The organism is Nocardioides bruguierae, assembly GCF_023554635.1.
Lineage (GTDB): Bacteria > Actinomycetota > Actinomycetes > Propionibacteriales > Nocardioidaceae > Nocardioides > Nocardioides bruguierae.
In genome coordinates this window covers 52,278-71,478 of the sequence record NZ_JAMJPH010000019.1, presented here as the reverse complement: position 1 = coordinate 71,478, position 19,201 = coordinate 52,278, and the positions used below count along the sequence as shown (strand labels likewise).

The window sequence follows — 19,201 nt, the reverse complement described above, 5'->3', positions numbered from 1 at the left end:
CCAGGGGCTGGTTGCCGGGCTCAGCCCTGGTAGTCGAAGTCGATCGCCGAGTAGGCGGCCAGCTTGGAGAGCTGGTGCTGGGAGTCGATCTGGCGGATGGTGCCGGAGCGGCTGCGCATCACCAGCGACTGGGTGGAGACGCCGCCGGGGAAGTACCGGACGCCGCGGAGCAGCTCGCCGTCGGTGATCCCGGTGGCGACGAAGAAGCAGTCGTCGCCGGTGACCAGGGTGTCGGTGTCGAGGATCTGGTCGAGGTCGAGGCCGGCCTCCAGGGCCTTCTCGCGCTCCTCCAGGTCCTTGGGGCGCAGCTTGCCCTGGATGGTGCCGCCCATGGCCTTCATCGCGCAGGCGGTGATGACGCCCTCGGGGGTGCCGCCGATGCCCAGCAGCAGGTCCACCGAGGAGTCGGGACGGCAGGTGAGGATCGAGCCCGCGACGTCGCCGTCGGAGATGAACTTGATCATCGCGCCGGTCGCACGGATCTTGTCGGCCAGCTGGTCGTGGCGGGGGCGGTCGAGCACGCAGACGGTGACGTCCTGGGCCTTCTTGCCCTTGGCCTTGGCGACGGCGTGGATGTTGTCCGCGACCGAGGCGCGGATGTCGACGACGTCCGCGGCCTCGGGGCCGGTCACGAGCTTGTCCATGTAGAAGACCGCGGAGGGGTCGTACATGGAGCCGCGCGGGGCGACGGCCAGCACCGAGACGGCGTTGGTCATGCCCTTGGCGCACAGCGTGGTGCCGTCGATCGGGTCGACGGCGACGTCGCACTCGGGGCCGGTGCCGTCGCCGACGCTCTCGCCGTTGAACAGCATCGGGGCGTTGTCCTTCTCGCCCTCGCCGATGACGACGGTGCCGTTCATGCCGATGGTCGAGATGAGGGTGCGCATGGCGTTGACGGCCACGCCGTCAGCACCGTTCTTGTCACCGCGGCCGACCCAGCGGCCGGCGGCCATGGCGGCCGCCTCGGTGACGCGCACCAGCTCGAGGGCGAGGTTGCGGTCCGGGGACTCAGGGGCGACTTGCAGGGTGGCCGGCTCGGTCATGGGCGCATGGTAGCCGTGGTGACTGCCGTCTCCTTGACGCTGAGCCACATCTCACTCCCCGGTCGCAGGTCCAGACGCTCCGCGCTCGCGGGCGTCACGTCCGCCAGGAGGGTCTGGACCACCGGTGCGGTCGACCCGTTCCCGCGCCCCTCGCCCCCGCTTCCCTCTCCCTCGAGGTGGCCGGGCTGCACCTCGGCCAGCAGCCGGACCACGTCGCCCGTGCGCGTCAGCCCCAGCAGGCGAGCGGGCCAGCGCAGCCGCGCCGACCCGTGCGGCTCGGTCAGGTCCACCGTCACCGCCGACGGCGGGAAGGTGCGGACGGCGGCGGCGTCGGTGAGCACGTTGAGGCCCACGAGCCTGCCGACGTGTGCGGTGGCCGGGCGGGCGGCCACGTCGGCGGGCGTGCCCTCCTGCGCGACCCGGCCGCCCTCGAGCACGAGCACCCGGTCGGCCAGGGTGAGGGCGTCGACGGCGTCGTGGGTGACCAGCAGGGTCACCGTGCCGTGCGCGGCGGCCGTGGCGGCCAGGTGCTGGCCCAGCTCGGCGCGCAGGGTGGCCGCCACGCCGACGTCCAGGCCCGCGAAGGGCTCGTCCAGGAGCAGCAGGTCGGGCTCGGTCACCAGCGCACGGGCCACGGCCACCCGGCGCGCCTGGCCCCCCGAGAGGTCACCCGGACGACGGCCCGCGAGCGCGCCCACGCCGAGCCGCTCGAGCCACGCGGCGGCCGCCTCGCGGGCGGGCCCGCGCCGCACGCCCCGGGCGCGCAGGCCGAACGCGACGTTCTCCAGCGCGGTGAGGTGCTCGAACAGGGCACCGTCCTGCGGCACCAGCCCGACCCGCCGCTCCTGCACCGGCCCGGCGCTCACGTCACGACCCCGCAGCCGCACCGGCCCGTGTGCCGGCACCGTGCCCGCCAGCGCACCGACCAGCGAGGACTTGCCCGCCCCGTTCGGCCCGACCACGGCCAGCACCTCTCCCGGCGCGGCCCGGACGTCGGCCTCGACCCGGCCCGGCACCCGCACCCGGGCGTGCAGGCCGTCCCCGCTCGCCGTGCTCATGCCCGCTCCCGGCGGTGGCCGCGCAGCGGGTCGAGCCAGCGGTGCCGCAGGCCGGCGAGCACGGCCAGCGAGACGGCCAGCAGCACGAGCGCGAGCGCGCGGGCGTCGTCGGCGTCCGCCTGGAGCGCCGTGTAGACCAGTGACGGCATGGTCTGCGTGGTGCCGGGGAAGTTGCCGGCGAAGGTGATGGTGGCGCCGAACTCGCCGAGGCTGCGGGCCCACGCGAGCACGCACCCGGCGAGCACGCCGGGCACGGCCAGGGGCAGCACCACCCGGCGGAACGCGTACCAGCGGCTCGCGCCGAGCGTGGCCGCCACGGCGTCGCAGCGCTCACCGGCGCTGCGCAGCGCACCCTCCACGCTGAGCACGTAGAACGGCATCGCGCAGAAGACGTGCGCCAGCACCACGCCGGCCGTCGTGTAGGGCAGCGTGAGGCCGAACGCCTCGCGCAGGGGGGCGCCCACCACGCCGGTGCGCCCGAACGCGGTCACCAGCGCGACACCGGCCACCACCGGCGGCAGCACCAGCGGTACCGCGACAAGGGCCCGCAGCAGCCCGAGGCCGGGCAGGTCCAGCCGCGCCAGCACCCACGCGAGCGGCGTGCCCAGCAGGAGGCAGACGAGCACGGTGGCCAGCGACGTCCCCAGGGAGATCGCCAGCGCCTCACCCACCGCCTGGGACGCCAGACGCTCCGCGAGCGTGCCCCACGGAGCGGCCACCACGAGGGCGACCACGGGCACCACGAGGAGCAGCGCCGCCAGGGCCGCCGGCACCAGCAGGACGGCAGGGGGTCGACCCAGCCGGACGGGCCGCGTGCTCGGCCGGCTCGCGCCGCCTCCGCGTCCGGCCGTGCCCTGCTGGCTCACCGCTCAGCCCTGGGAGTCGCGGGGCGCGCCGAACCCCGCGTCGGCCAGCACCTGCTGCCCGGCGTCGGAGAGGACGAGGTCGATGAACTCCACGGCCAGGTCGGGCTCCTCGGCCTGGCTCAGCGGCGCCACGGCGTAGTCGGTGAGGTGGTCGTCCGCCCCGGGCACGGTGAAGGAGGTGACGTCGTCGCCGGCCGCGACCGCGTCGGTGGAGTAGACGAACCCGGCGTCCGCCTCGCCCGAGGTGACCTTCTGGAGCACGGCCTTCACGTCGACCTCGAGGCTCGCGGGGTCGGTCGTCACGCCTTGCTCCTCGGCGATGGTCGCCCACAGGTCGCCGCACGGGGCGGTCGCCACGCAGGCCACGTAGTCGACGTTCTCGGCCACGGCGTCGGCGAAGTCGGAGATGCCGGCCGGGTCGTCGGCGGGGGTGACGCCCACCAGCTGGTTGGAGGCGAACAGCTGGGGGGCGTCGGCGAGCGCGTCGGTCGCGTCCTGCATCGTCCGCAGGTCGGCGGTCGCGAGGACGTCGGCGGGCGCACCCTGCACGGCCTGGGCGGCCAGCGTCGCGGAGCTGTCGAAGGCCAGCGTGACCTCGACGCCGGGGTGCTCGGCCTCGAACTCGTCGGCCAGTGCGGTGTAGGTCTCGGTGAGCGATGCGGCCGCCAGCACGGTGAGCTCGGTGTCGGCGCCCGTGTCCGACCCCGTGTCCGACGCCGTGCTCGACCCGTCGCCGGAGCAGGCGGTCAGGGCGCCGGCGCCCAGGAGGGTGGCGGCGAGGAGCGCCGCCGTCCGGGTGCGGGTGCTCGGGCGGGTGCTGCGGGTGCGGGGGTTCACGGGGTCTCCACGGTGACGTTGGTGGACTTCACGCTCGCGACGACGCGCGAGCCGGGCTCGAGGCCGAGGTCGTCGGCGGCCTCGGCGGACATGAGCGAGACGAGGCGGTAGGGGCCGCACACCATGTCGACCTGGGCCATCACGGTGTCGCGCAGCACCCGGGTGACGATGCCGGGCAGCCGGTTGCGGGCGCTGACGTGCGCGGTGCGGGTCAGCCCGGGGTCGGGGTTCTCGACCAGGCTGGTGGCCAGGGCCGCGAGGTCGGGCCCGTCGATGACGAGACGACCCTGGTCGCGTCGTGAGGCGACGCGGCCCGCGTCGACCCAGCGGCGCACGGTGTCGTCACTGACGCCCAGGACCGTCGCTGCTTCCGCAACTGCGTAGGTGCTCACCCGTCCATGATGCCGCATCTGCGGTTTCTCCGCGCTGTGGGGGCCGCAGGACTGGTGGTGGGGAGGACGCGGATGTGGCTGCTCGGGGTGCGTCGGGGACGATGGGAGGCGTGAGTCAGGACGCTTCCGCCCCCGAGCCGGCCCCCGAGAAGCCGGGTCGCTACCAGCGCACCACCGGGGGCCTCATCGGCTCGATGATCGTGATGGTCGTCGTCGTGGTGGTGGCGTGGCAGGCGTTCGGCGCGTTCCGCGACGACGAGGTCTCGCCCGTGGGCACCGACATCGCCTACCCCGACGTGGCCGACGCGCTCGCGCTCTCCGACGGCACCTGGGTCTACCCGGCGTCGCTGCCCGCGGGATGGGTGCTCAACACCGACCCGCGCATCCCCTCGGCCGAGGGGTTCGTCGACCTGGCGATCCTCACCGACCACGACAGCGACGAGGAGACCGGCTTCTTCGTGGGCGTGCACGTGGAGGACGAGGACGTCGACGAGCTGGTCGACACCTACGTCGACGCCGCGGCGCGTGACGAGGGCGTCTACACGCTCGAGGGCGCGTCCGCGGGGGTGCCGAGCGAGTGGGAGACCTGGACCGACGAGGGTGGCGACACCGCCTACACCGCGACCATCGGCCGTGGCGGTCAGGAGAAGTCCGTCATCGTCTACGGCTCCGCGCCCGCCGAGGACCTCCAGGAGATGCTCGGCCTGCTCGTCTCGACCCGCGGCTGACACCCCCGAGGTCGAGGAAGGCGAAGTCCTGTCTCGAGACCACCGGTCGTCGAGGTGTGAGGAGCGTCAGCGACGAGCCTCGAGACGCCCGCACCCGACCAGCGACGTCAGCCCTGCTCTGCGTCCTTCTCCAGGACGGCCTCGAGCCGCTCCCGCGCACCGTCGAGCCACCCCTGGCACGCGGTGGCGAGGCGCTCGCCCCGCTCCCACAGGGCCAGTGACTCCTCCAGCGTCGTGCCGCCGGCCTCGAGCCGACGCACGGTCTCGACGAGCTCCTCGCGAGCCTGCTCGTAGGTCAGGTCGCCGAGGCCGTCCTCGGCCGGGGCCTTCTTCTTCTCAGCCATCTGCGTCCTTCTGCGTAGTGCTGGTCTTCTCGGTGCCCGTGACGTCGGCGTGCACCCGGCCGTCGGCGACCCGCACCGACACCCGGCTGCCGGCGGCCACGGCGTCGACGGAGGACACGACGTGCCCGCCGTCGTCCTGGAGGACGGCGTAGCCGCGCCGCAGGGTCTCCAGGGGGGAGAGCGCCCGGGCCCGGGCGCGGTGGTGGTCGATCTCGTCGGCGGCGCGGTCGAGGCGGTGGCCCAGGCTGCGTCTGGCGCGGTCGCGCAGCGCGAGCAGCTCGCCCGCGCGCTCGTCGAGCAGGGAGCGAGGGTCGGCCATCGCGGGGCGGGAGCGCAGCGCGTCGAGGGTGTGCTGCTCGCGCTCGAGGCGGGCGGCGAGCAGGGTGCGCAGGCGCTCGCGGGACCACGCGACGCCGGACAGCTCCTCCGCCACGTCCGGCACCACCCGCTTGGCCGCGTCGGTGGGCGTGGAGGCGCGCACGTCGGCGACGTAGTCGAGCAGCGGGGTGTCGGGCTCGTGGCCGATGGCGCTGACGACCGGGGTGCGCAGGGCGTGGACCGTGCGCACCATGCCCTCGTCGGAGAACGGCAGCAGGTCCTCCACGGAGCCGCCGCCGCGGGCGACCACGATGACGTCGACCTCCGGGTCGTTCTCCAGCCGGCGCAGCGCCTCGATGACCTCGCCCGCGCAGCGGGTGCCCTGCATGGTGGCGTGGGCGACCTCGAAGGAGACGGCCGGCCAGCGGCGTCGGGCGTTCTCGAGCACGTCGCGCTCGGCGGCGCTGCCGGGCGCGGTGACCAGCCCGACCGTGCGCGGCAGGAACGGCAGGGGGCGCTTGCGGGCGGCGTCGAACAGGCCCTCGGCCGCGAGCAGCTGGCGGCGCTGCTCGAGCCGGGCCAGGAGCTCGCCCAGGCCCACCATCCGGATCTCGCGGGCCTCCAGCGAGAGCGTGCCGCGGGGCGCGTAGTAGGAGGGCTTGGCGTAGACGACGATGCTCGCGCCCTCGACCAGCGGCGTGGGCAGCGAGTCGACCGTGACGCGGCTGCAGGTGACGGTGACCGACAGGTCGGCCACCGAGTCGCGCAGCGTGAGGAAGACACGGTTCATGCCCGGGCGCTTGCTCAGCTGGGCGACCTGGCCCTCCACCCAGACCGCGCCGAGCCGGTCGATGTAGCCCGACATCAGGTTGGCGATCTGACGCACGGGCGCCGGTGCGCTCGGCGAGGTCTCCAGGGGCATGGCGGCGAGGTTAGAGGACGCCACCGACGTCCCCCTACGATGAGGTCATGAGCACCGACATGGGGATGCCGCCGGTCCTGTCGCCCGAGGAGGCCGAGAAGCGCGTGCTGCTGGCCGCGCCGCGCGGGTACTGCGCCGGCGTCGACCGCGCCGTCGTCACCGTCGAGGAGGCTCTCGACCTCTACGGCCCGCCCGTCTACGTGCGCAAGCAGATCGTGCACAACAAGCACGTCGTGGCCGAGCTGGAGAAGCGCGGCGCGATCTTCGTCGAGGAGATCCCGGAGGTGCCCGAGGGCGCCACGGTCGTCTTCTCCGCCCACGGCGTGAGCCCCGAGGTGCACCGCGAGTCGCTGGAGCGCAACCTCAAGACCATCGACGCGACCTGCCCGCTGGTCACGAAGGTGCACCACGAGGCCAAGCGCTTCGCCAACGACGACTACGACATCCTGCTCATCGGCCACGCGGGCCACGAGGAGGTCGAGGGCACCGCCGGGGAGGCGCCCGAGCACATCCAGCTCGTGGAGGGCCCGGACGACGTGGCGAACGTCGTCGTGCGCGACCCCGCCCGCGTCGCCTGGCTCTCCCAGACCACGCTGTCGGTGGACGAGACGATGGCGACCGTCGACGCGATCCGCGAGCGCTTCCCGCTGCTGCTGGACCCGCCGTCGGACGACATCTGCTACGCCACCCAGAACCGCCAGCTGGCGGTCAAGGAGATCGCCAAGGACTCCGACCTCCTCATCGTGGTCGGCTCCGGCAACTCCTCGAACTCCGTGAGGCTGGTCGAGGTCGCCCTCGAGGCCGGCGCCGGCGCCTCCTACCGCGTCGACGACGCCTCGGAGATCGACGAGGCCTGGCTCGAGGGGGTCTCCACCGTGTCGGTCACCTCCGGCGCCTCGGTGCCCGAGGAGCTCGTCCAGGGCGTGCTCTCCTACCTCGCCGAGCGCGGCTACCCCGACGCCAAGGCCGTGCACTCCGCCGAGGAGTCCCTCGTCTTCGCGCTCCCCAAGGAGCTGCGTCGCGACCTCAAGGCCGCCAAGGCCGCTGCCGCCGCGCAGGACTAGGCTCGTCGGGTGGCACGCTTCGTCGACCTTCACCCCGAGAACCCGCAGCCCCGGCTCGTCCGGCAGGTCGTCGACGCCCTCCGGGACGACGACGCGCTGATCGCCTACCCGACGGACTCGGGCTACGCGCTCGGCTGCCGGCTGGGCAACCGGGACGGCCGCGACCGCATCCTCAAGATCCGTGGCCTCGACGAGCGCCACCACTTCACGCTGCTCTGCTCGGAGTTCAGCCAGCTCGGCCAGCTGGTGCACATCGACAACGCCGCGTTCCGGGCGATCAAGGCCTGCACGCCGGGCCCGTACACGTTCATCCTGCCGGGCACGCCCGAGGTGCCGCGTCGGCTGCTGCACCCGAAGAAGAAGACCGTCGGCGTGCGCATCCCCGACCACGTCGCCACGCAGGCGATCCTGGCCGAGCTGGGGGAGCCGTTGCTGTCCTCGACGCTGATCCTCCCGGGCGAGGAGGAGCCCCGGACCATCGGCTGGGACGTCAAGGAGGAGCTCGACCACGCGGTCGACGTCGTCATCGAGGCGGGGGAGACCCCCGCCGTGCCGACCACGGTCGTGGAGTGGACCGACGGGTACCCCGAGGTGCTGCGCGAGGGCGCGGGGGACGTCAGCCGCTTCGAGTGACGGCCGTTCCCGGTGCCCCTACGGCACTGGGCGTGCGGCGGCTCAGGAGGCCGTCGGGTGCGGTCGCGGGTGCGTGTGCGACTTGCGCACCCTGTCCCGGACGTAGAGCACCGCGAGCGCCAGCGCGTAGCCGAGGACGAGCGGGAACGCGTGCATGCTCATGCCGGCGACGACGGCCTGCACGGCCCGGTCGTCGGCCTCGGCCAGGAAAGCCGGGTCGATCAGGGCGGTGACGACCATCAGCCCGACCATCAGCCAGGGCGGGGCGCTGCCGACCACGAAGAAGTCGCCGGGTCGCACCAGCAGGGCCATGGCGATGCAGGCCAGCACGAACACGGTGTCGAAGAGCCAGCCCACGTCGGCGCCCCACCACAGGTCGAGGGCCAGCGCGGAACCGGTGGCGGCCGTCGCGAGGGCGGCGACCTGCCACCCGGGCTCGCGGCCCTCCTCCCACACCGTGCGTGCCGTCATCGTGAGTCCGCCTCGCGCCTCTGGTCCTGGTCGCCGTGCTCCTCGGGACGCTCCAGCTGGACCGCCTCCAGCCCCACGCTAGGGCGGGCCTGGCCCGGGTGATCGGTGCCACGCCGTGCGACGGCCTGCAGGTCGACGGGGCGCGGAGAGGTCAGGTGCTCCTCCGTCACGCCCTGCTCCTCGAAGCGACGGGCGGACACGAGCACGCGCGACTCCAGCGAGCCGATCGCCGCGTTGTAGTGCCCGACGGCGGCGTTGAGCGACCGGCCGACCGAGTCGAGGTGGCCGCCGAGGGTGCCGAGACGGCGGTGCAGCTCGCGGCCCAGGCGGTGCACCTCGCGGGTCTGCTCGGCCAGCGCCTCGTGGCGCCAGCCCTGCGCGACGGTGCGCAGCAGGGCGATCAGGGTGGTGGGGGAGGCGAGCACGACCTGCTTGGCGGCGGCGTGCTCGAGCAGCGACGGGTCGGCCTCGAGCGCCGCCGCGAGCACCGACTCGGCGGGCAGGAACAGGACCACGAACTCGGGCGCGGAGTCGAGCGCCTCCCAGTAGCCCTTGGAGGCGAGCTGGTCGACGTGCGTGCGGACCTGGCGGCCGTGCCGACGCAGGTGGGCCTCGCGCTCGTCGTCCTCCTCGGCCGCGGTGGCGTCGAGGAAGCCCTCGAGGCTCACTTTGGCGTCGACCACGACGCTGCGCCCGCCGACGAGGTGCACGACGAGGTCGGGCCGCAGGGCGCCGTCCTCCAGGCGCACCTGCTCGGAGAAGTCCACCCGGTCCACCAGGCCGGCCAGCTCGACGGCGCGCCGCAGGTGCAGCTCGCCCCAGCGTCCGCGCACCTGCGGCTTGCGCAGGGCGGTGGCCAGCGAGGACGTCTCGCGGCGCAGCAGGTCGGTGGTGTGGCGCATGTCGAGCACCTGCTGGTGCAGCTGGCCCTGCCACGTGGCGCGGTTGTGCTCGAGGTCGCGCAGCTGGTCGCCGAGGCGCTCCAGACCCTCCTTGACCACGGCCGTCTCCTCGACCCGTGCGGTGAGGGAGGCGACCACGTCGTCACCCGAGGACGAGCCCCGCTGGGCGCGGGCGAGCGACCAGCCGACGAGCACGCCGAGCAGCACCCCGACGAGCAGGGTGGTGGCGAGGATGAGCAGGGTGCCGACGTCCATGCGACCACCATGGCGGAGACCACCGACAGCCCACGGTCAGGCGCGCGGCCCCACCGCGCGGACCCACCGCCGCCACGCGGGCTGGGGCGCGAACCCGGCACCCCGCCACAGCGACTGGCCCAGGTCGTTGCCCTCCAGCACCATCGCGTCCAGACGCGTGGCACCCAGGGCCTGCAAGCGCCTGGACGCGGCCTCCAGCAGGGCGGTCGCGACGCCCTGACGACGGGCGTCGGGGTGCACGGCCAGGCGGTAGAGGTGGGCGCGCCAACCGTCCCAGCCGGCGACGATGCTGCCGACCAACCGGCCCTCCGCCTCGGCCACCAGGCAGGCGTCCGGGTCGCGCTCCAGCAAACGCTCGACGGCGGCCGCGTCGTCGACAGGGCGGCTGTCGTTCTCCGCCGCCACCTCCCACAGCGCCAGCAGCGCAGGGACGTCCGCGTGGGTCGCGGCGCGCAGGGCGACCATCGCGTCAGTCGGCGAGGTCGACGACCACGGGTGCGTGGTCGGAGGGGGCGCCGGCGAAGACGGTGGGGTCGCGCTCCTCGCGGTCCACGAACGCTCCCGTCACGCGCGAGGCGAAGGCGTCCGAGCCGAGCACGAAGTCGATCCGCATGCCGCGGTTGCGCTCGAAGCGCTGCCGGTAGTAGTCCCAGTAGGTGTAGACCTCGGGGTCGGGCAGGTGAGTGCGGACGACGTCGGTCCAGCCGTCACCGGTGAAGGCCCCGAACGCCGCCCGCTCGGGCGGGGTGACGTGGGTGTCCTTGGCGAACGCCGTGATGTCGAAGACGTCGGTGTCCAGCGGGGCGATGTTCCAGTCGCCGACCAGGGCGGTCGGCTCGTCGCGCCACACGTCGGACGCGGCCTTCAGCCGGGCCAGCCAGTCGAGCTTGTAGTGGTAGTGCTCGTCGTCGGGCTTGCGACCGTTGGGCACGTACAGCGACCAGACGCGGACGCCGCCGCAGACCGCGCCCAGCGCGCGGGCCTCGACGACGGGGTCGGCGCCGCCCTTGCCGAAGGCCGGCTGGTCGGCGAAGTGCTCGGTGACGTCGTCCAGGCCGACGCGGCTGATGATCGCCACGCCGTTCCACTGGTTGTAGCCGGACGCGGCCACCTCGTAGCCCTTGGCCTCCAGCCCCATCACGGGCAGCTGCTCGGGCTTGGCCTTGGTCTCCTGCACGGCCAGCACGTCGACGTCGTGACGCTCGAGGAAGGCCTCGACACGGTCGATCCGGGTGCGCAGGGAGTTGACGTTCCAGGTCGCGATCCGCACGGGCGCACCCTAGTCCGGGCACGGTCGGCGGCCGGCGTCCGCCCGTGCTGTGCTCGTGCGCCCACCCTGCGCCCGACGTGCACCTGTCGTGCGCGTTGGGTGCTGGCGCGGCGCGCCCCTAGACTCGTCGCCCGTGGCTCTCACCATCGGCATCGTCGGCCTGCCCAACGCGGGCAAGTCCACCCTCTTCAACGCCCTGACCAAGAACGACGTGCTCGCGGCGAACTACCCGTTCGCGACGATCGAGCCGAACGTCGGCGTCGTGGGCGTGCCGGACTCCCGGCTGCCGAAGCTGGCGGAGATCTTCTCCAGCGAGAAGATCCTCCCGGCGACGGTGGAGTTCGTGGACATCGCGGGCATCGTCCGCGGGGCCTCGCAGGGCGAGGGCCTGGGCAACAAGTTCCTCTCCCACATCCGTGAGTCCGCGGCGATCTGCCAGGTCACCCGCGTGTTCGAGGACGAGGACGTCACCCACGTCGACGGCGAGGTGAACCCCGGCAACGACATCTCCACGATCCAGACCGAGCTCATCCTCGCCGACCTGGAGACCGTCGAGCGCGCCGTAGTCCGTCTCGAGAAGGAGTCGCGCAAGGTCAAGGACCTCGTCGCGAACCTCGAGGCCGCCAAGGAGGCGAAGGAGGCGCTCGAGGCGGGCACCCCGATCATCGCCACCTCGATCGACCGCTCCCTGCTGCGCGAGCTCTCGCTGCTCACTGCCAAGCCCTTCATCTACGTCTTCAACTGCGACTCCGACGAGCTCGCCGACGAGCCGCTCAAGCAGAAGATGCGCGACATCGTCGCGCCGGCCGAGGCGATCTTCCTCGACGCCAAGTTCGAGGCCGAGCTCGCCGAGCTGGACGAGGAGGAGGCCGCCGAGTTCCTCGCGGACGCCGGCATCGCCGAGCCCGGCCTCGAGGTCCTCGCCCGCGTCGGCTTCGACACCCTGGGCCTGCAGACCTACCTGACCGCCGGCCCCAAGGAGACGCGGGCCTGGACGATCAGGAAGGGCGACACGGCCCCCGAGGCCGCCGGTGTCATCCACACCGACTTCCAGAAGGGCTTCATCAAGGCCGAGATCGTCTCGTTCGACGACCTGGTAGCCCACGGCACGATGGTGAAGGCTCGCGAGGCCGGCCGCGTCCGCATGGAGGGCAAGGACTACGTGATGCACGACGGGGACGTCGTGGAGTTCCGCTTCAACGTCTGAGCCGTCCAGGACGGGGCCGCGTCCCACGTGCCGACCGCGCCGCTCGGTGCGCGTGCCGCACGGGCAGATACTGAGCCCATGACCGACACCCGTCCCGCAGACGCCGAGAATGTCGTCCTCCGTGGCACCCTGACGGCCCCCGACGCGCAGGTGGCGACCCTGGTCGAGACCCACATGCCCCTGCACGTGGAGCTGAGCCTCGCCGAGCCCGGCTGCCTCCACTTCGAGGTGACGCCCGCCGCCGCGCCGCTCACCTGGGAGCTCTCGGAGCGGTTCGTCGACACCGCGGCCTTCCGCGCCCACCAGGCGCGCGGTGCTGCGAGCGAGTGGGCGACGGTGTCGGCCCTGCTGTCCGAGGACTTCCGGATCACCGGCCTGACGGACTGAGCCTCACCACGGGGTCGCCGGCGGCTCGTCGAGCGCCGGCTCGACCTCGATGCCGGGGGAGACCTCGTCGGCCAGACGACGCAGCAGCACCTGCTGCTGGTCCCAGTGTCGTCGACGCCAGGCCGGGCCGGGGTCGTCGGCGAGGTCCTGGTAGGCCCGGGCCCACGCGAGGGCGTCCTCGATCAGTCCACGCGAGGCCCCGAGCCAGGCCCCGAGCACGTCGACGTCGTCGCTGAGGTGGCCCTCGCCCTCCCAGAAAGGCCCGGCGTGCCGGAGCGCGCGGAGCCGCAGGGGCCCCACCACGACCTCGTCGTCCTCGTCGGGCGTGCCGGGCCCCCCGGCGGGGAGACTGCTGTGACGCTCGGTCTCTGTCCGGTTCGTCATGACACTCATGCAAGCAGAGGTCGCCCACCCCGGCTACGGTGGCGCGATGACGAGGACCGACCAGGCCGCTCTCCGGCTCGCCACCGCCCCGCCGGAGGTGTTCGCCGCGCTCGTCGGCCGCGAGGCCCTCGAGGCCTGGCTGCCGCCTGCGGGGATGACCGGCCGGTTCGAGCACTTCGACCCCCGCACCGGCGGCTCGTACCGCCTCGTCCTGGCCTACGACGACGGGGGCCAGGGCGCGCAGCAGGGCAAGACGACGGCCGGCTCGGACGTGGTGGAGGCCCGCTACGTCGAGGTGGAGCCCGGCGCCCGCGTCGTGCAGGCCGTCGACTTCGTCAGCGACGACCCCGCGTTCGCGGGCACGATGACGATGACCTGGGAGGTCGCTCCCCGGGGCGACGGCACCCTGGTGCGGGTGCGCGCCGAGGACGTGCCGGCGGGCATCGACGCCGAGGTCCACACCGCCGCCCTGGCGTCCTCCCTGGACAACCTGGCGCGCCACCTCGGCGAGACCCACGTGGTGCTGCGCGGAGTCCTGGTCTGCCGGGACGAGTCCGAGGCCGGGGCGGTCGCCGACCACCTCGACGAGCACGTCGCCCTGACGCGCGCCGAGCCCGGGTGCCTGGACTTCGACGTGCACCCCGGTGCCGAGCCGCGCACCTGGAGCGTCGCCGAGCGGTTCGTGGACGCCGACGCCTTCCGCGCGCACCAGGCCCGCATCGTGACCAGCGCGTGGGGCGCCGCGACGGCCGGCATCGAGCGGCGCTACGAGGTCACCGGGCTCGACGACTGATGCGCTTCGTGGGCGCGATCCCTGGCAGATCATGCCAGTGATCGCACCCGGAACCGGTGAGACTGTCGCTCTGTCGCTCTGTCGCTCTGTCGGTGCAGCGCCGCATGATGGGCGCCATGACGACCTACTCGGGCAAGGAGCTCGAAGGCGCGACCTTCGAGCGGGCCAGCCTCCGCGGTGCCACGGTGCGGTTCTCCGACCTGACGGGGGTGAAGATCCGCGAGAGCGACGTGGGTGGCCTCGACATCGACAGCCACGACCTGTTCTTCGGCTCGCTGGTCGTCAACGGCGTGGACGTCGTCCCGCTGGTCGACGCGGAGCTGAACCGGAGGTTCCCCGGGCGTGAGCTGCAGAAGGCGCAGACCCCCGAGGGCCTGCGCGAGGCGTGGGTCGCGGTCCAGGAGGCCTGGGCCACGCTGGTCTCCGCCACCCCGCGCGAGCAGTGGGACGTCCAGGTCGACGGGGAGTGGTCGCTCGCGCAGACGCTGCGCCACCTCGTCCTCGCGACCGACGCGTGGCTGGGGCGCGGGGTGCTGCGCGTGCCGCAGCCCTGGCACCCCGTCGGGCAGATCTTCACCGGCGCCGCCGAGATGGGGTTCGACGTGTCGGTCTTCCGGGAGCCGGTCGACCACGAGGAGGTCCTCGCCGTGCGGGCCGAGCGGCAGCAGCAAGTGACAGAGTTCCTCACCACAGCAACGCCGGCGCTGCTCGCCGAGGAGCGGGACAACCCCTGGGACGACGACGGCACCGGCGACTGGCACCCCACCGTCGGCGACTGCGTGCGTGTGATCCTCGAGGAGGAGTGGGCGCACCTGCGCTACGTCACGCGTGACCTCGCGACGCTCACCCCGCCGGCCGGGTCCTGAGCAGGTGCCACGCCTCCACCTGGTGACTGACCTCGCGGCCGAGCCGCGGGCCTGCTTCGACCTCAGTCTTTCCGTCGACCTGCACACCGCGTCGATGGCCGCCTCCGAGGAGCGGGCCGTCGCCGGCGTGACCAGCGGGGTCATGGGGCCGGGTGAGACAGTCACCTGGCGGGCACGTCACTTCGGCTGGACGTTCACCATGACGTCCGAGATCAGCGAGCACGACCCGCCTCACCGGTTCGTCGACCGGCAGGTGCGCGGGCCGTTCGGTCGCTGGTGGCACGAGCACGCCTTCGAGGCCGTCCCCGGCGGCACCCGGATGACCGACCGCGTCGACTACGCCGCGCCGCTGGGTCCCCTCGGCAGGGCGGTCGACGCCCTCGTCCTGGCTCGCTACCTCATCCGGCTGCTCGAGGAGCGCAACGCGCACCTCGTGCGGGAGCTGGGACCGCTCCATCGGTGAGCCACGCTCTCACCTGGTGAGGAGGCCTGGCGGTCAGTCGGGAGCGACGGGCTCGTCGTCCGCTGCGACGACCTCCGCCGGCGCCAGGGCTCGGGCGATGGTCACCTGGCGGGTCCAGAACTCCCGCTCGTCCTTCTTCTTGCGCCGCATCCAGACGGTGAGCTCGAGGTTGCCCTTGCTCGCGTTGCACGAGCGGCAGGCGGGCACCACGTTCTCCAGCGTGTAGCGCCCGCCGCGCGAGATCGGCAGCATGCAGTCCTTCTGGAGCGCGCCGTCGTCGCCGGCGTCGCAGTAGGCGCACCCGTCCCAGGCCTCGCGCAACGCCGCCCACTGGGCCGGGGTGAGGTCGTTGACCACCAGCGCCTTGCGCCGCGCCCGGCGCCGTGAGTAGCGGGCGCTCTTCGTGCGGGACGGCATGGGCGGGAGCCTAGGCGCGGGTCCGCGTTCCGTCGCCGAACATCACCCGCGTGGCGACCTCGGCGAGGTCGCGTGCGACGTCGGCCGGGGGAGCGGTGGGCGTGATGACGTGCGAGAGCAGCAGGCGGACGACGGCCTCGACGCCGATCCGGGCACGGTCGTCGTCCAGGTCGGGCCACTGGGCACGTACCCACGCGCCGAACAGGGCGACCGCGTCGTGCAGCAACGGCTCGCTGCGGCTGGTCAGCAGCGGCAGCAGCGACGTGTCACCGCTCGCGGTGCCGGTGAGGACGGCCTGGAGGAACGGGTTGTCGGCGGTCGTCTCCAGGGTGTGCTGCGCAGCGTCGCGGACGGCGCCGGGCAGGTCGCCCGGGTGCTGGTCGAGCCGGGTCGCCACGTCCGCGAAGTAGGCCTGGGCCTCGCGGCCGACGAGGGCGAGCCCGAGGTCCTCCTTGGTGCCGAACTCGTTGTGCAGCGTCTGCCGGCTGACGCCGACCTCCCGCGCGACCGAGCCCATGCGCACCGAGGCCCAGCCGACGTCGAGCACCACGCGACGGGTCGAGTCGAGCGCGAGGTCCCGCACGCGGGAGCGCAGCTCGGCGCGGGAGTCGGCGCGCAGGTCCTCGGCGGTCGTCACGGGGCCACCGTACCGCTCGCGCGACAGATGTGGACGAACGTCGCCCACTGTTGACAGAAACGAGGAAATGTCAAAGAGTCGTGCCACTCACCCCCCCCAGGAGGACCTGATGGCCGACGACGTCCAGCAGAGCGAGACCAGCGCCCGCACCCGTGCCGAGCGCCCTTACGACCCCCTCGACCTCTCCTCGCTCGCGTTCTGGTCGAGCACGGCCGCCGAGCGGGAGCGGACGTTCGCGCAGCTGCGTGCCGAGCGCCCCGTCTCCTGGCACCGGCCGGTCGAGAACGGGCTGTTCGAGGACCCGAACGACCAGGGCTTCTGGGCGGTCGTGACGCACCGCCACGTCACCGAGGTGACGCGTCGCCACGAGGACTTCGTCTCCGGGGAGGGCATCGTCTTCGAGTCGATGCCCCGCGAGCTGCTCGACGCCGGGCAAGGGTTCATCGCCCTCGACCCACCGCGGCACACGCGTGTGAGGCGCCTGCTCACCAGTGCCTTCACCCCACGTCAGATGCGCCGCATCGCCGACCGCATCCAGGCCAACTCGCGTCGCATCGTGGACGACGTCGCCGCGCTGGGCGAGGTCGACCTGGTGCGCCACGTCTCCGCGCTGGTGCCCATGCACAACATCTGCGACATGGTCGGGGTGCCGGCGGAGCACCGACGCACCGTGGCGCACGAGTCCCAGTTCGCCGGCGGCTGGCGCGACGAGTCGTTGATGCAGGGCGCCGAGCCCCTGGGCCGGCTCCTCGAGGCCGCCGGCACGATGCGCGAGCTCTGCTTCGAGCTCGTCGCCCAGCGGCGGGCGCACCCCGAGGACGACCTCCTGACCGCCCTGGTGCAGGCCGAGATCGACGGCGAGCACCTGAGTGACGACGAGATCGTCTCCTTCTTCGGCCTGATGATGATCGCGGGCAACGACACGACGCGGCAGTCCACGAGCCACGGCGTGCTCGCGCTCGCCCGCCACCCCGAGCAGCGGGCCTGGCTGCTCGAGGACCTGGACGAGCGCCTGCCCGGTGCTGTCGAGGAGATCGTCCGGTGGGCCACGCCGATCATGACCTTCCGACGCACGGCGGCCCGTGACTGCGAGCTGGACGGCCGGCAGATCACCGCCGGCGACAAGGTGGTCATGTTCTACGCCTCGGCGAACTTCGACGAGACGGCCTTCGAGCACCCCGAGCGGTTCGACGTCTCCCGCTCCCCCAACCCGCACCTCTCCTTCGGGGGCGGCGGCATCCACCACTGCCTGGGCAACCAGCTGGCCCGCATGCAGCTGGCCGCCACCTTCCGGGAGCTGCTCACCCGTCTGCCCGACCTGGAGGTCGTCGGCGAGCCGGAGCTGGGCTCCGGCAACTTCTTCCACGCCGTCAACGCGATGACGGTGCGGTTCACGCCCGAGTCGGCCCGGGCCGCGGCACGGGTGGGGAGCGGGTCGTGAGGGTCGTCCACGACCAGGCACGGTGCGCCTCGATCGGCATGTGCGAGGACCTCGCCCCCGACGTCTTCGAGGTGAGCGACGACGGCGCGCTCACCGTGCTCGACAGCACGCCGGCGAGCGAGCGGCAGGCCGCCGTCCGCGCCGCCTGCGAGGCCTGCCCGACCGGAGCCCTGCGGCTGGAGGAGTAGGGGTCAGCCCAGGGCGTCGGCCTGCGCGTGCAGGTACCGCTGCTCGGGCACGGAGTCGGTGAGCGCGGCGGCCCGGCGGAAGTCTTCGGCGGCGCCGGGGTGCCCCAGGCGCGAGCGCAGGTGGGCGCGCACGGCCAGGGGGCGGTGGTCGCGCGGACGAGCGGCGACCAGGGGCTCGACGGCGGCCAGCCCGGCCTCGGCGCCCTCGACCTCGGCCAGCGCGACGGCCGCGCCCAGCCGCGAGGCCGGGTGGGGGTCGACCTCGACCAGCATCCGGTACAGCGCCAGGACCTGCGGCCAGTCGGTGTCCTCGAACGCCGGGGCGGTCGCGTGCACGGCGGCGATGGCGGCCTGGAGCTGGAAGGTGCCCACCGGCCCGTGCGGCAACGCCTCCTCGAGGAGCGAGACCGCGCGGTCGACGGCGCCCCGGTCCCAGGTGCTGCGGTCCTGCTCGGCGAGCCGCACCAGCCGGCCCGCCGCGACCCGGCCCGGCGCCCGCGCCACCGTCAGCAGCGCCAGGGCGAGCAGGCCGGTGGTCTCCGGGTCACGGGGCAGCGCCCGGTGCAGCCGCTCGGCCAGCCGCAGCGCCTCACCGGTCAGGTCGGCGTCGAGGACCGTCGGCCCGGCCGGCAGGCTCGCACCGGTCGTCAGCACCAGGTGCACCACGTGCCGCACCGCGTGCAGCCGCGCCGCCAGCTCCTCGGGTGGGATCGGCCCGAAGCGCACCCCGGCCGTGCGCAGCGACGCCTTCGCCCGGCTGATCCGCTGCGCGGCGGTGCTGCGTGGCACCAGCAGCCCGGCCGCGATCTGCTCGGTGCTCAGCCCGGCGACCGCCCGCAGGGTCAGCGCCACCGCCGACGTCCGGCTGAGCACGGGGTGGCTGCACAGCAGCAGCACCTGCAACGAGTCGTCCTGGTCTCCGGCGCGGTCGCTCCAGGTCGCCCCGTCGGCCGGCCGCGCGGAGGTCCGGTCCGTCTCGGCACGCCGTTCCCGCGCCGGACGCGCGGCGTCGGAGCGCTGGGCGTCGACGAGGCGGCGGGAGGCCACCCGGACGAGCCAGCCACGCGGGTTGGCCGGCACCCCGTCGCGTGGCCACTGCACCGCCGCGTCCGCGAGCGCCTCCTGCGCGGCGTCCTCGCAGTCGGCGAGGTCGCCCGAGCGTCGCCCGAGCGCGGCGAGGACGTGCGGCGCCTCGCGACGCCACACGTCCCCGACCACGTCCGCGACCGGCGCCCGCGCGGCGTGGCCGCCCACGTCGCCGCCCACGTCGCCGCCCACGTCGCCGCCCACGTGGCTCACCGAGGACGAGACCCGC

The 19,201-nt window shown here is 73.6% G+C and carries 25 protein-coding genes; 10 read left to right on the top strand and 15 right to left on the bottom strand.

The window, feature by feature from the left end; all coding sequences use genetic code 11:
• Positions 1–20: 20 nt before the first annotated feature.
• Genes glpX through M8316_RS10280 form a run of 5 tightly spaced genes read right to left on the bottom strand, consistent with a single transcriptional unit; the run spans position 21 to position 4,196 of the window.
• Positions 21–1,043, bottom strand: coding sequence for a class II fructose-bisphosphatase (glpX, locus tag M8316_RS10300; RefSeq protein ID WP_250054326.1), 1,023 nt, complete (start codon positions 1,041–1,043; stop codon positions 21–23).
• Positions 1,040–2,101 (bottom strand): ABC transporter ATP-binding protein, encoded by a 1,062-nt coding sequence (locus M8316_RS10295; RefSeq protein WP_250054324.1) that lies wholly within the window; start codon positions 2,099–2,101, stop codon positions 1,040–1,042. The genes glpX and M8316_RS10295 overlap by 4 nt, the downstream gene beginning before the upstream one ends.
• Positions 2,098–2,967, bottom strand: coding sequence for a molybdate ABC transporter permease subunit (modB, locus tag M8316_RS10290; protein WP_250054321.1), 870 nt, complete (start codon positions 2,965–2,967; stop codon positions 2,098–2,100). The genes M8316_RS10295 and modB overlap by 4 nt, the downstream gene beginning before the upstream one ends.
• A 3-nt stretch (positions 2,968–2,970) precedes the next feature.
• On the bottom strand, positions 2,971–3,804 hold the full coding sequence (gene modA / locus M8316_RS10285; protein WP_250054319.1) for a molybdate ABC transporter substrate-binding protein: 834 nt from the start codon (positions 3,802–3,804) through the stop codon (positions 2,971–2,973).
• Positions 3,801–4,196 (bottom strand): TOBE domain-containing protein, encoded by a 396-nt coding sequence (locus tag M8316_RS10280; protein WP_250054317.1) that lies wholly within the window; start codon positions 4,194–4,196, stop codon positions 3,801–3,803. The genes modA and M8316_RS10280 overlap by 4 nt, the downstream gene beginning before the upstream one ends.
• 110 nt (positions 4,197–4,306) lie before the next feature.
• Between M8316_RS10280 and M8316_RS10275 the strand changes: the two genes are divergently transcribed.
• On the top strand, positions 4,307–4,924 hold the full coding sequence (locus M8316_RS10275; protein WP_250054315.1) for a DUF4245 family protein: 618 nt from the start codon (positions 4,307–4,309) through the stop codon (positions 4,922–4,924).
• Between the two features lie 107 nt (positions 4,925–5,031).
• Here the strand turns inward: M8316_RS10275 and M8316_RS10270 are convergent, their stop codons facing one another.
• The gene (locus M8316_RS10270) at positions 5,032–5,268 is read right to left on the bottom strand and encodes an exodeoxyribonuclease VII small subunit (RefSeq protein ID WP_250054313.1); all 237 of its coding nucleotides are present in this window, start codon (positions 5,266–5,268) and stop codon (positions 5,032–5,034) included.
• Positions 5,261–6,508, bottom strand: a complete 1,248-nt coding sequence (xseA, locus tag M8316_RS10265) for an exodeoxyribonuclease VII large subunit (RefSeq protein WP_250054311.1) — start codon at positions 6,506–6,508, stop codon at positions 5,261–5,263. Before xseA ends, M8316_RS10270 begins: the two co-directional genes overlap by 8 nt.
• Positions 6,509–6,555: 47 nt before the next feature.
• Between xseA and M8316_RS10260 the strand changes: the two genes are divergently transcribed.
• Both M8316_RS10260 and M8316_RS10255 read left to right on the top strand, forming a co-directional pair.
• Positions 6,556–7,572: a 4-hydroxy-3-methylbut-2-enyl diphosphate reductase gene (locus M8316_RS10260; RefSeq protein ID WP_250054309.1), complete on the top strand. Its 1,017-nt coding sequence runs from the start codon at positions 6,556–6,558 to the stop codon at positions 7,570–7,572.
• Positions 7,573–7,581: 9 nt separating this feature from the next.
• On the top strand, positions 7,582–8,205 hold the full coding sequence (locus M8316_RS10255; RefSeq protein ID WP_250054307.1) for an L-threonylcarbamoyladenylate synthase: 624 nt from the start codon (positions 7,582–7,584) through the stop codon (positions 8,203–8,205).
• A gap of 42 nt (positions 8,206–8,247) precedes the next feature.
• Here the strand turns inward: M8316_RS10255 and M8316_RS10250 are convergent, their stop codons facing one another.
• From M8316_RS10250 to M8316_RS10235, 4 genes are read right to left on the bottom strand one after another with little or no spacing between them, the layout of a single operon-like run.
• A complete protein-coding gene (locus M8316_RS10250; protein WP_250054305.1) occupies positions 8,248–8,676 on the bottom strand; it encodes a DUF6542 domain-containing protein in 429 nt (142 codons plus the stop codon).
• On the bottom strand, positions 8,673–9,833 hold the full coding sequence (locus M8316_RS10245; RefSeq protein ID WP_250054303.1) for a DNA recombination protein RmuC: 1,161 nt from the start codon (positions 9,831–9,833) through the stop codon (positions 8,673–8,675). The genes M8316_RS10250 and M8316_RS10245 overlap by 4 nt, the downstream gene beginning before the upstream one ends.
• A 36-nt stretch (positions 9,834–9,869) precedes the next feature.
• Positions 9,870–10,298, bottom strand: a complete 429-nt coding sequence (locus M8316_RS10240; RefSeq protein WP_250054301.1) for a GNAT family N-acetyltransferase — start codon at positions 10,296–10,298, stop codon at positions 9,870–9,872.
• A gap of 4 nt (positions 10,299–10,302) precedes the next feature.
• Positions 10,303–11,103, bottom strand: coding sequence for an exodeoxyribonuclease III (locus tag M8316_RS10235; RefSeq protein WP_250054298.1), 801 nt, complete (start codon positions 11,101–11,103; stop codon positions 10,303–10,305).
• Positions 11,104–11,236: 133 nt separating this feature from the next.
• Between M8316_RS10235 and ychF the strand changes: the two genes are divergently transcribed.
• Together ychF and M8316_RS10225 are read left to right on the top strand one after the other, a co-directional pair.
• Positions 11,237–12,310 carry a redox-regulated ATPase YchF gene (gene ychF, locus M8316_RS10230; RefSeq protein WP_250054295.1) on the top strand — a complete coding sequence of 358 codons (1,074 nt, stop codon included), beginning with the start codon at positions 11,237–11,239 and terminating at the stop codon, positions 12,308–12,310.
• Between the two features lie 78 nt (positions 12,311–12,388).
• Positions 12,389–12,697: a putative quinol monooxygenase gene (locus M8316_RS10225; RefSeq protein WP_250054293.1), complete on the top strand. Its 309-nt coding sequence runs from the start codon at positions 12,389–12,391 to the stop codon at positions 12,695–12,697.
• A gap of 3 nt (positions 12,698–12,700) precedes the next feature.
• On the opposite strand, the gene M8316_RS10220 is transcribed toward M8316_RS10225, so the two are convergent.
• Positions 12,701–13,081 carry a hypothetical protein gene (locus M8316_RS10220; protein ID WP_250054292.1) on the bottom strand — a complete coding sequence of 127 codons (381 nt, stop codon included), beginning with the start codon at positions 13,079–13,081 and terminating at the stop codon, positions 12,701–12,703.
• Positions 13,082–13,127: 46 nt separating this feature from the next.
• Here M8316_RS10220 and M8316_RS10215 point away from each other — a divergent pair, with 46 nt between their 5' ends.
• From M8316_RS10215 to M8316_RS10205, 3 genes are all read left to right on the top strand, one after another.
• The gene (locus tag M8316_RS10215) at positions 13,128–13,874 is read left to right on the top strand and encodes an SRPBCC domain-containing protein (protein ID WP_250054289.1); all 747 of its coding nucleotides are present in this window, start codon (positions 13,128–13,130) and stop codon (positions 13,872–13,874) included.
• A 116-nt stretch (positions 13,875–13,990) separates the two neighbouring features.
• The gene (locus M8316_RS10210) at positions 13,991–14,740 is read left to right on the top strand and encodes a DinB family protein (protein WP_250054287.1); all 750 of its coding nucleotides are present in this window, start codon (positions 13,991–13,993) and stop codon (positions 14,738–14,740) included.
• A 22-nt stretch (positions 14,741–14,762) separates the two neighbouring features.
• On the top strand, positions 14,763–15,203 hold the full coding sequence (locus M8316_RS10205) for an SRPBCC family protein (protein WP_250054284.1): 441 nt from the start codon (positions 14,763–14,765) through the stop codon (positions 15,201–15,203).
• A gap of 33 nt (positions 15,204–15,236) precedes the next feature.
• On the opposite strand, the gene M8316_RS10200 is transcribed toward M8316_RS10205, so the two are convergent.
• Positions 15,237–15,620, bottom strand: a complete 384-nt coding sequence (locus M8316_RS10200; protein ID WP_250054282.1) for an HNH endonuclease — start codon at positions 15,618–15,620, stop codon at positions 15,237–15,239.
• 10 nt (positions 15,621–15,630) lie between these two features.
• Positions 15,631–16,257, bottom strand: a complete 627-nt coding sequence (locus tag M8316_RS10195) for a TetR/AcrR family transcriptional regulator (RefSeq protein ID WP_250054280.1) — start codon at positions 16,255–16,257, stop codon at positions 15,631–15,633.
• Positions 16,258–16,366: 109 nt separating this feature from the next.
• Between M8316_RS10195 and M8316_RS10190 the strand changes: the two genes are divergently transcribed.
• Positions 16,367–17,698, top strand: a complete 1,332-nt coding sequence (locus M8316_RS10190; protein ID WP_250054279.1) for a cytochrome P450 — start codon at positions 16,367–16,369, stop codon at positions 17,696–17,698.
• Positions 17,695–17,886 carry a ferredoxin gene (locus M8316_RS10185; protein WP_250054277.1) on the top strand — a complete coding sequence of 64 codons (192 nt, stop codon included), beginning with the start codon at positions 17,695–17,697 and terminating at the stop codon, positions 17,884–17,886. Before M8316_RS10190 ends, M8316_RS10185 begins: the two co-directional genes overlap by 4 nt.
• Positions 17,887–17,889: 3 nt before the next feature.
• Here the strand turns inward: M8316_RS10185 and M8316_RS10180 are convergent, their stop codons facing one another.
• Positions 17,890–19,176, bottom strand: coding sequence for an RNA polymerase sigma factor (locus M8316_RS10180; protein ID WP_250054275.1), 1,287 nt, complete (start codon positions 19,174–19,176; stop codon positions 17,890–17,892).
• Positions 19,177–19,201: the final 25 nt, after the last annotated feature.

Bases quoted from the DNA above. Each gene is read 5' to 3' on its own strand.
- glpX (WP_250054326.1), bottom strand. From the start codon at position 1,043: ATGACCGAGCCGGCCACCCTGCAAGTCGCCCCTGAGTCCCCGGACCGC.
- M8316_RS10295 (WP_250054324.1), bottom strand. From the start codon at position 2,101: ATGAGCACGGCGAGCGGGGACGGCCTGCACGCCCGGGTGCGGGTGCCG.
- M8316_RS10270 (WP_250054313.1), bottom strand. From the start codon at position 5,268: ATGGCTGAGAAGAAGAAGGCCCCGGCCGAGGACGGCCTCGGCGACCTG.
- xseA (WP_250054311.1), bottom strand. From the start codon at position 6,508: ATGCCCCTGGAGACCTCGCCGAGCGCACCGGCGCCCGTGCGTCAGATC.
- M8316_RS10260 (WP_250054309.1), top strand. From the start codon at position 6,556: ATGAGCACCGACATGGGGATGCCGCCGGTCCTGTCGCCCGAGGAGGCC.
- M8316_RS10250 (WP_250054305.1), bottom strand. From the start codon at position 8,676: ATGACGGCACGCACGGTGTGGGAGGAGGGCCGCGAGCCCGGGTGGCAG.
- M8316_RS10245 (WP_250054303.1), bottom strand. From the start codon at position 9,833: ATGGACGTCGGCACCCTGCTCATCCTCGCCACCACCCTGCTCGTCGGG.
- M8316_RS10240 (WP_250054301.1), bottom strand. From the start codon at position 10,298: ATGGTCGCCCTGCGCGCCGCGACCCACGCGGACGTCCCTGCGCTGCTG.
- M8316_RS10225 (WP_250054293.1), top strand. From the start codon at position 12,389: ATGACCGACACCCGTCCCGCAGACGCCGAGAATGTCGTCCTCCGTGGC.
- M8316_RS10220 (WP_250054292.1), bottom strand. From the start codon at position 13,081: ATGACGAACCGGACAGAGACCGAGCGTCACAGCAGTCTCCCCGCCGGG.
- M8316_RS10215 (WP_250054289.1), top strand. From the start codon at position 13,128: ATGACGAGGACCGACCAGGCCGCTCTCCGGCTCGCCACCGCCCCGCCG.
- M8316_RS10210 (WP_250054287.1), top strand. From the start codon at position 13,991: ATGACGACCTACTCGGGCAAGGAGCTCGAAGGCGCGACCTTCGAGCGG.
- M8316_RS10200 (WP_250054282.1), bottom strand. From the start codon at position 15,620: ATGCCGTCCCGCACGAAGAGCGCCCGCTACTCACGGCGCCGGGCGCGG.
- M8316_RS10190 (WP_250054279.1), top strand. From the start codon at position 16,367: ATGGCCGACGACGTCCAGCAGAGCGAGACCAGCGCCCGCACCCGTGCC.